Source organism: Escherichia sp. WS1450, assembly GCF_046487395.1.
GTDB lineage: Bacteria > Pseudomonadota > Gammaproteobacteria > Enterobacterales > Enterobacteriaceae > Escherichia > Escherichia coli.
In genome coordinates this window covers 1-823 of record NZ_JBJQJO010000139.1, presented here as the reverse complement: position 1 = coordinate 823, position 823 = coordinate 1, and the positions used below count along the sequence as shown (strand labels likewise).

1 pseudogene is annotated in these 823 nt (G+C 60.4%); it reads left to right on the top strand.

Going from position 1 to position 823, the window contains the following annotated elements:
• A pseudogene (locus ACJHYR_RS27960) lies at positions 1-823 on the top strand (host specificity protein J); the annotation flags it as partial.

Here is an 823-nt window from a genome sequence, read left to right as displayed (position 1 = left end):
CACGCTGCCATCCTCCGGTACCACGCTGATAAGCCTGGTTGACGGAAGTGGCAATCCGGTCAGCGTGGAGGTTCAGTCCGTCACCGACGGCGTGAAGGTGAAAGTGAGCCGTGTTCCTGACGGCGTTGCTGAATACAGCGTGTGGGGGCTGAAGCTGCCGACGCTGCGCCAGCGCCTGTTCCGCTGCGTGAGTATCCGTGAGAACGACGACGGCACGTATGCCATCACTGCCGTGCAGCATGTACCGGAAAAAGAGGGCATCGTGGATAACGGGGCACACTTTGACGGTGACCAGAGCGGCACGGTGAATGGTGTCACGCCGCCAGCAGTGCAGCACCTGACTGTCGAAGTCACCGCAGACAGCGGGGAGTATCAGGTACTGGCCCGCTGGGACACGCCGAAGGTGGTGAAAGGCGTGAGTTTCATGCTTCGCCTGACCGTGGCCGCGGATGATGGCAGTGAGCGGCTGGTCAGCACGGCCCGGACGACGGAAACCACATACCGCTTCAGGCAGCTGGCGCCGGGGAACTACAGGCTGACAGTCCGGACAGTAAATTCCCGGGGGCAGCGGGGAGACCCGGCGTCGGTATCGTTCCGGATTGCCGCACCGGCAGCGCCGTCGCGGATTGAGCTGACGCCGGGCTATTTTCAGATAACCGCCACGCCGCATCTTGCCGTTTATGATCCGACGGTGCAGTTTGAGTTCTGGTTCTCGGAAAAGCGGATTGCTGATATCAGGCAGGTTGAAACCACAGCCCGTTATCTTGGTACCGGAAGTCAGTGGCTTGTCTCCGGCCAGAATATTAAACCTGGCCATGATTAT